General features: G+C 63.9%; 13 protein-coding genes. 2 read left to right on the top strand and 11 right to left on the bottom strand.

Going from position 1 to position 6979, the window contains the following annotated elements:
• The 10 genes from A5789_RS11990 to A5789_RS12030 all read right to left on the bottom strand — a co-directional run.
• On the bottom strand, positions 1-518 hold a 518-nt coding region (locus tag A5789_RS11990; RefSeq protein WP_369828770.1), incomplete at its 3' end, for a replication initiator.
• 32 nt (positions 519-550) lie between these two features.
• Positions 551-1222 carry a hypothetical protein gene (locus tag A5789_RS11995; RefSeq protein WP_064902325.1) on the bottom strand — a complete coding sequence of 224 codons (672 nt, stop codon included), beginning with the start codon at positions 1220-1222 and terminating at the stop codon, positions 551-553.
• Positions 1219-1353, bottom strand: a complete 135-nt coding sequence (locus A5789_RS38245) for a hypothetical protein (protein WP_255401743.1) — start codon at positions 1351-1353, stop codon at positions 1219-1221. The genes A5789_RS11995 and A5789_RS38245 overlap by 4 nt, the downstream gene beginning before the upstream one ends.
• A 17-nt stretch (positions 1354-1370) precedes the next feature.
• Positions 1371-1547 carry a hypothetical protein gene (locus A5789_RS36500; RefSeq protein WP_156747580.1) on the bottom strand — a complete coding sequence of 59 codons (177 nt, stop codon included), beginning with the start codon at positions 1545-1547 and terminating at the stop codon, positions 1371-1373.
• Positions 1544-1837 (bottom strand): hypothetical protein, encoded by a 294-nt coding sequence (locus tag A5789_RS12000; protein ID WP_064902324.1) that lies wholly within the window; start codon positions 1835-1837, stop codon positions 1544-1546. The genes A5789_RS36500 and A5789_RS12000 overlap by 4 nt, the downstream gene beginning before the upstream one ends.
• Entirely contained in the window at positions 1834-3183 is a 1350-nt protein-coding gene (locus A5789_RS12005; protein WP_064902323.1) for an FtsK/SpoIIIE domain-containing protein, read from the bottom strand. The genes A5789_RS12000 and A5789_RS12005 overlap by 4 nt, the downstream gene beginning before the upstream one ends.
• 299 nt (positions 3184-3482) lie before the next feature.
• Entirely contained in the window at positions 3483-4109 is a 627-nt protein-coding gene (locus A5789_RS12015) for a DUF2637 domain-containing protein (RefSeq protein WP_064902321.1), read from the bottom strand.
• Positions 4109-4303: a hypothetical protein gene (locus A5789_RS12020; RefSeq protein ID WP_155525733.1), complete on the bottom strand. Its 195-nt coding sequence runs from the start codon at positions 4301-4303 to the stop codon at positions 4109-4111. Before A5789_RS12020 ends, A5789_RS12015 begins: the two co-directional genes overlap by 1 nt.
• Entirely contained in the window at positions 4300-4533 is a 234-nt protein-coding gene (locus A5789_RS12025; RefSeq protein ID WP_227462932.1) for a hypothetical protein, read from the bottom strand. The genes A5789_RS12020 and A5789_RS12025 overlap by 4 nt, the downstream gene beginning before the upstream one ends.
• 14 nt (positions 4534-4547) lie before the next feature.
• On the bottom strand, positions 4548-5018 hold the full coding sequence (locus A5789_RS12030; RefSeq protein WP_064902318.1) for a hypothetical protein: 471 nt from the start codon (positions 5016-5018) through the stop codon (positions 4548-4550).
• A 141-nt stretch (positions 5019-5159) separates the two neighbouring features.
• On the opposite strand from A5789_RS12030, the gene A5789_RS36505 reads away from it, so the two are divergent.
• Both A5789_RS36505 and A5789_RS12040 read left to right on the top strand, forming a co-directional pair.
• Positions 5160-5900 (top strand): transcriptional regulator, encoded by a 741-nt coding sequence (locus A5789_RS36505; RefSeq protein WP_064902317.1) that lies wholly within the window; start codon positions 5160-5162, stop codon positions 5898-5900.
• A 4-nt stretch (positions 5901-5904) separates the two neighbouring features.
• The gene (locus tag A5789_RS12040; RefSeq protein WP_064902316.1) at positions 5905-6387 is read left to right on the top strand and encodes an NUDIX hydrolase; all 483 of its coding nucleotides are present in this window, start codon (positions 5905-5907) and stop codon (positions 6385-6387) included.
• Here the strand turns inward: A5789_RS12040 and A5789_RS12045 are convergent.
• A partial coding sequence (locus A5789_RS12045; RefSeq protein WP_231956641.1) for an HD domain-containing protein occupies positions 6363-6979 on the bottom strand: 617 nt, incomplete at its 5' end. The genes A5789_RS12040 and A5789_RS12045 overlap by 25 nt on opposite strands.

Consider the following 6979-nt stretch of genomic DNA (forward strand, 5'->3'; position numbering starts at 1 on the left):
GACCGTTTGCGCTCCGATTTCGGCTCGGGATCCAGCGCCGGAAGACGCCCGCGCACACCGGTCTCCCGCAACTCCGCATCCAGATCCGCCACGACGTCGCGGATGCCGGTCATATCGTCGTGATCGTCGCGGGCCTTCGCGTCCTGGTAGAGATCCATCAGGCTCGCGCGAGCCTCCACGAGCGCCAGCTGTTGCTCGGTGGGGTCGCATTTGTCGTCGACGGGTTCGGTCTCGATGTGCCAGCCTTCGTGGGCCTGCTGCATCCGCAGAGCGCGAGCCCGAGCAGCACACGAGGGGCACACACTGGCAAGTGTCGACTTGCAGGGTGCGCCAACGTATTTCGATTCCCCGGTGCCGGGGTCGAACGAGTACATCGGGATCGGTCGGCGGCACTCCCCGTATTTGTCGGCCGCCGCCTGAGCGATGTCGTACAGGTTCGGCATCGACCGCCGATCCGCCGCGGTTTCCCGGACCGGGGCGAGGGAGGCCGGATCGGTGTCAGGCTGTTGGTCTGTCATGGTCTGGCCTCCCTCATCAGTGGTGGTGGTTGTCACGCGGCGTTGTCGTCTTCCTGGCGGGGCGGTCCTCCCAAGCCGCCGGGGATGTGCGGAAACAGGGCCGAAACCGGCTCAGCGAGCGAATCACCGTGGCGGAACACCAGTTGCACACGAGCCGGGCCGGTGACGCTCACCCGGCATTCCTGAGCCCGGAACGCGTGGGCAAGGGTGACCGCGCGGTTGGCCCAGTCGTCAGGGCACTGACCCGACAGCATCTGTACCCGCACGGTGTCGGTGGTCTCGCCGATCCCGATACCGAGAAGCCGCGGAGTCCTCACCGCCTGATCCAGGTCGTTGCGCACCGACAGGCCACAGTCATCCACCAGTGCCGACCACTGACGCCGATACCGGAACCAGGCCAGAAACCGCGCCCGAGCACGCCGAGTGATCCAGCGGTGAAACGATTCCCGATACCGCGCCCACCACAGCACCAGCACGCCGACCGAGGCCGATGCCGTGGCGGTTGCGGGGAGCCAGCCGTAGAGCCAGAAAAGGCCGGCTGTTGCGGCGATCGGCAGGGACACCATGGGGAACAGCAGCGCCCACCAGGCCAGGACGAACACCGCGATCACGACCCACCCGACCACTGCAAAGAACGCGGTGAAGATGTCTTCTGCCGCATCGCGGCGGGTGGAGACTGTAGTGGTTTTGGTGGTGGTGTTCACTGCTTCACCTCGGATGTGTCGAACAACCCCAGCTGACCGGGGCACTCCCAGTTGGCGGGGAGGTCTTTGACCTTGCGGCGGTTCTTGGACTTGCGGACCCGATCAGCAGCCGCCTGAACGATCGGATTCACTTGTGGTCCTTCGGTTTTCATGCCGCCCAGTCCCCTCCGTCGGGGTCGTATCCGGCCCACTCGAACGCCTCTCCGGTTTCGGCGAGGATGTTCAGCGCCACCGCGATCGGGTCGAGTCCGCGTGCTTCGAGCTGGCAGCGCCGACGCCCGTGCAGGTCGATCACATCGGCGTATTCGCTTGTGCGCTTGCTCATTTCAGGTTCTCCTGTTCGTCATCGGGTGCACCGCAGCGGTCGCAGCGGCGAAGGGTGTTCGTGGAGGGGAAGCGGTGACCGTGCAGGTCGCATTCAGCGGTGATGGCGCAGCCGTCGCAGGTGATGCGGTCGCCGTCGTAGAGCCAGCCGTTACGGCCACCAGCGAGGTAGTAGGCGGCCTGGTGGGTGGTGGTGAAGCAGACCGCCTCCCCGGCAGGGTCGGTGTAGAGGTCGCCGCAGGAATCGCAGTAGATGACCACGTGGTTTTCGGTGACGAGTCCGCGTTTCATGCCGCCACCGGACCTGAGTAGCCGTCGCCGGGGATGTCGTCATCGCCGAGGTCGTCGGGGTCGAAGTCGCTGTAATCCTGAGTCGGAGCGAAGTCGACATCGGCGGCCGGGGAGAAGCGCTCCACAATCTCTTTGGTCTGCTCGTCGGTGATCCAGTACGCACGGACCCGCACGAACCCCCGCTTGCCGTCTTCGCCGACGTAGCCGACACCCGGTGTCTCTTCGGGGATCTCGTCGCAGAGAGCGCCTTTGTCGTGAGCGCCCTTGCCGTGGATCATGGCGACCTGGGTCGGTTCTTCCAGCCGCAAACCGATCCGGGTCGGGAACAGTTGCCGGTTGGGCATGACCTCCTTGGAGGGGTCCTGCACAGCGGCGATGACCGAGACACCGACCGCGCGACCCTGAGACTGCAACTTGCCGGTCTGGCGGCGGAACTCGTCTTGCTGATCACGCTCGGCATACGACGACAGCGCGGCAGCCTCATCGATGATGATCAGAATCAGCGGCTCTTCCTTCGACGGCACCAGCTTGCGCAATCCCGCCGCACGCATACGGGCTTGGCGTTCTTCCATCACGGTCACGGCCTCGGTCAAGGTCGTGATGACCGAGGGAGCGTCGGTGGCGAAGCGAACGAACAGCTTGTTCTCACCGATACCGAACTCGACCCCGCCTTTCGGGTCGATCAGCCACACGTCCACGAATCCGGCCTTGATCGCCGGACCCAGACCCAGCAGGATCGACCACAACACCGACCCCTTACCCGAGCCGGTGACACCGGCAATCAAGGTGTGCGAGTACAGGATTCGCAGCGTCCACGGCGTACCGTCTTCACGCACACCGACCGGCACCTTTTCCAGATCCACACCCGCAGCCGTCACGGTGCCGGTCTCGACATCGGTTACGACCGCCTCAGCGAGGGTGTCGTGCACGCGAAGTTCCAGGCGCACCCAGCCGCGAGCCGGGGAAGACACCGTGACCTGATCGACGCCGATGTGGTCGGCCATGCGGGAGCGGACATCTTCGCTGGCCCAGTCGGACAGGGTTTGGCCGGCACCCATGAGCAGGTCCACCGTCAGGCCGTGTCGGGAGTAGTCCCACCACTCCACACTCGGGAAACCCGTTTCGGGGTTGCCGAGCTTGAGCAGGGAAAACATCTGCTGCGAATGCGCCGGAGAGCCGAACGACAGGATCGCCGGACGCAGCACCACGGGGGCCTGTTCCAGATCCCGGGCGAACCCGTCGGCAGTGCAGGTGGCCGGACGCCGTCCCCAGGGGAGCAGATACGCCGCGAACACCAGGGCACTCGCCGCTGACACCGCGACCGGGACCATGTTCACGACACTCATCGCGGGTACTCCCCTTTCGAGGTTTCGAGTTCGCAGAACAGTTGGCAGCCCTGCGCATTGGCCGGGGGCAAGCTCGGTTCGGAACAGAACAAGGTGCACCCCGAGCCGTCCGGCGCGATCGGTTTGGGTTCGTCGCACAACATCACGCACCCCGGCTTGCCGGTCGTGTGTTCCACAGCGGTCGGGGCCACCTCGTGGCGAGGACCGAACGCCAGCAACCCGGCCACACCGAGTGCCGCAGCAGTCACGCCCACGGCCGTCATTCCCACGGCCACAGCGCCATTGGCTTCCATCGCAGATCAGCTCCCTACCGGGACAGACACCGGCAGCAACGGAGGCTGCGCGGGTCGAGAAACAGGAATCGAAGGAGCTACCGCAGCCACAGGCGGCGCGGCAGCAGGAACAGGGTTCGGGGCAGCGGTTTCGGGGGCCGAAGGCTCGATGTCGGCCACAGCGGCCGGAACCTCTTCCTCGGCTTCAGCCACGGGAGCCGGTGCCGGAGCCGGAGCGGTCGAGCGCTGTTGTGCGGCACGGAACAACACGCCCAGCCCGTGGGTGTCCACGAACAGCGAGATCGGAGCGATAGCGGCCACGATCGCGCACAGCCACCACGGCAGCTCCCGGCCAGCGGCGACAGCGTGAATGCTGTTGCCCGCCACCGATACCAGCGTCCCGACGAACAAGACCCGGACGAAGAACGTCCGTTCCGGGGACTTGGCCAACACCAAAGTGCCGGCCGTTGCCTGAACGATCGTGCCATCGATGATCAGCGGGAACAGCCACGCATCCGACGCCGGAATATGCGCCAGTTCGGCCAGATCCCGCAGAGTCGCGAAGGACAGCCGGAAAGCGGCAGCGCCGACACCCACGATCACAACGACCGCGAACACCCGCGCTGCCAGCATTCCCCGCTCAGGCGTGAACATCAGAGCGCCTCAGCGCCAACCGAATCGGACCGACTGTGAAGCTCGCGGCAGACGTCCTCGGCGAAAGCTTCGAGCCGGGCCACCCGATCCATCAATGCGAAGATCCGGCCCAAACCGATACCGATGAACGCCGACCCCAGCGCGAACGTCCCTCCGATGGCCACCCAGTCCGCGAGCGCGTCCAGATCCATCACGCCACCGCCTTCTCAGCGGCCAGACGCTCCGCCTGGTCGTGCAGCATCAGAATCTGCGGCAGTCGCTCCGCCAGCGTGCGAGCATCCTCGATCGACAAATTCAGCCGGGCATCACTGCGGTCGCTGTCCAGTCGCACATCAACACTGGCCGCAACCGAAGTGCCTTTGTACACATAAGCCTCGCGGTAGGTCGCTTCGACGCCGTCCCACTTGCTGGCACTGACACTCATGAACGACATCGCGATCACGCAGCCTTGTCGGACTGACCGCGAGCCGGACGAGCCGCACCCGGATCGGCCGCGGGGACCTTGGCGCCGGAGTTGTCACCCACGATGCCGGTCGCACGGATGTAGAAGCCGATCGACTTGAACTGGCCGTTACCGACCACGCGAGGCTTGAGCAGCAGCCCTTCCAGCTCGATCGGGCGCAGGCCCTCCATAACCTCCGGCTCCGAAGGCACCGGCATCTGATCACTGACGAACGTGATATCGAAACCGGCCTGCGAAGCCTTGCCGCCCGACCGGTCCATGACCGTGGCCTTCCACAACCGCTTACCCGAGCCGTTGCCCTCCCGGTCATAGTCCTGCGCCTGACGCTTCGGCGCGGAGCGGTCCTCGCTGAACTCGGTCTGCGGCTCGATGTCACCGAGCAGCAAGAGACCCTTCGGGAAGACGGCGCGGAACTCGGTCGGGATCCACATGTCCTTGAGTGCCATTTCGAATCTCCTTGTGTTGGTTGGTATTACGTGTGTTGAGTGACGTTGTAACTTCCGACACAACAAGAATCTCGCGACATATGGGGACGCAATAACCCCAAAAAAGGGACACTTTGGGACACTTTGCGGTAGGCTAGGGGCATGACGAACGAACGGCTTCGAGGCGCGATGGCGGCAGCGAATCTGACGAAGAATGGTCTCGCGGAACGGCTGGAAGTCAGCACAAAGACCGTCGAACGTTGGATCACCCAAGATCGCTGCCCGCATCCGGGGCTGAGGCTCGAAGTTGCGCGAATCCTCAATCAGGATGAAACGTATCTGTGGCCAGAACTGTTGGCAGGCAGCCGATCTGCGGCCGCTTCACTGTCCGAGCTGGTTCAGATCTGGCCAACTCGGCCGGAAGTCCCCCACGAGGTATGGCGCTCGCTGATGCAACAAGCCACAGAGCACATCGACGTGTTGGTCTATGCCGGCGGATTCTTGGTCGAATCGCTCAACTTCGTGAACGTGATCCGGGCGAAGGCGAGCGCGGGCGTTCAGATCCGGATTCTGGTCGGAGAGAGCGATTCTCCCGAAGTGATCGCCCGCGGTCGCGAGGAAGGACTTCCGTCCCTACCGCAGCGGTGCAGGTCCACGCTTGAGTACCTTCGCGAAACAATGGATCTGCCAATGGTTGACATCCGGACGCATCGAACAACGCTGTACAACAGCATCTACCGATTCGGTGACTCGATGCTCGTGAACACGCACAGCTATGGTGCGTACGCTGCCAAGTCACCGGTTCAGCATTTGCAGAAGGTGCCCGGAGGTCGCCTGTTCGACTACTACCTTGAGTCGTTCGAGGCTGCATGGAAGACAGGGCGACCCGCACCACTATCCTGACCCTATGGGACGGCGAATCGATTACCACAACGATCCCCATGCACCAACCGCGAACAGCGTCCGGCCGAGCGCGGGCGCATTTGTCGAGCGTGACGGAACGGTTCTGCTGATATGCAGGTCCGATAACGGCAACTGGTCCATGCCGGGCGGTGCTCATGACCCTGGCGAATCCCTGAGCCATACCGCCGTTCGCGAGACGCGCGAGGAGACCGGCGTCGACATCCAAGTCAACGGCATTGTCGGGATCTTCACGGACCCAACCCATGTCATCCACTACACCAGCAACGATGAAGTGCGCCAGGAGTTCACCGTCGTCTACCGAGGCGAACCGATTGGAGGTTCGCCGACTCCGAGCGACGAAAGCACCCACGTCGAATGGGTTCCAATTCGAGAGATTCCTTCCCTCCCGATGGACCCTAGCCAGCGGAAGCGAATCGATTGGGCGCTGAGCGGAAACGAACCCTACATAGATCCGGATGCGCGCTGAACCGCCAGCCGGAGCCGGGGTTCGGCCTGAGTAATCGCAGTATGCACGATGCTGCCCGGCTCATATCGGCGAAGGATCTCGCGCAGCCGTTCGTCAACGGTGAAATCTTCGCCATTCGGACCAGTACTTAGGTCGGCCCACCACATGAAGTCGTCCACCACATCGAGACCAGCGACGTCCGAGAGCCGAAATTCTTCGAACACGGCCGGGTCCAAACCGCGGACCTCCGCTTCCACCTCAGCTGCCGTATGGAAGGCCACCACATGGCAGACGACCGGCGAGTATCCACGCGATCGCAGCAGGCGAGCACCGTCGATCGGGTGAAATCCTAGATCCGGATGCCCGTAACCGACATCGTGCAGGTACGCCGCCTTCACAGCATCTGCCCTGAGATGATCGGGCAATAGGCTCGCCGCGCTTTCCATCCGCCGGCCAACCGCGATCGAGTGGGCACGTCGCGAATCGGTCAGCGGTTTCAGCAGGTCAGCCATAGCGTCGTCCACGGCCGCCATGGTACGCGCAAGCATGCACACGACTATTGCCGAATTTGGCCATAGAGGATCAAGGCGCGCCTGCTGCGCCGCCCGCGCGG

Source organism: Nocardia sp. 852002-51101_SCH5132738 (genome assembly GCF_001665695.1).
In the GTDB taxonomy this organism is placed as follows: domain Bacteria; phylum Actinomycetota; class Actinomycetes; order Mycobacteriales; family Mycobacteriaceae; genus Nocardia; species Nocardia nova.

Bases quoted from the DNA above. Each gene is read 5' to 3' on its own strand.
- A5789_RS36500 (WP_156747580.1), bottom strand. From the start codon at position 1,547: ATGAGCAAGCGCACAAGCGAATACGCCGATGTGATCGACCTGCACGGG.
- A5789_RS12000 (WP_064902324.1), bottom strand. From the start codon at position 1,837: ATGAAACGCGGACTCGTCACCGAAAACCACGTGGTCATCTACTGCGAT.
- A5789_RS12005 (WP_064902323.1), bottom strand. From the start codon at position 3,183: ATGAGTGTCGTGAACATGGTCCCGGTCGCGGTGTCAGCGGCGAGTGCC.
- A5789_RS12015 (WP_064902321.1), bottom strand. From the start codon at position 4,109: ATGTTCACGCCTGAGCGGGGAATGCTGGCAGCGCGGGTGTTCGCGGTC.
- A5789_RS12025 (WP_227462932.1), bottom strand. From the start codon at position 4,533: ATGAGTGTCAGTGCCAGCAAGTGGGACGGCGTCGAAGCGACCTACCGC.
- A5789_RS12030 (WP_064902318.1), bottom strand. From the start codon at position 5,018: ATGGCACTCAAGGACATGTGGATCCCGACCGAGTTCCGCGCCGTCTTC.
- A5789_RS36505 (WP_064902317.1), top strand. From the start codon at position 5,160: ATGACGAACGAACGGCTTCGAGGCGCGATGGCGGCAGCGAATCTGACG.
- A5789_RS12040 (WP_064902316.1), top strand. From the start codon at position 5,905: ATGGGACGGCGAATCGATTACCACAACGATCCCCATGCACCAACCGCG.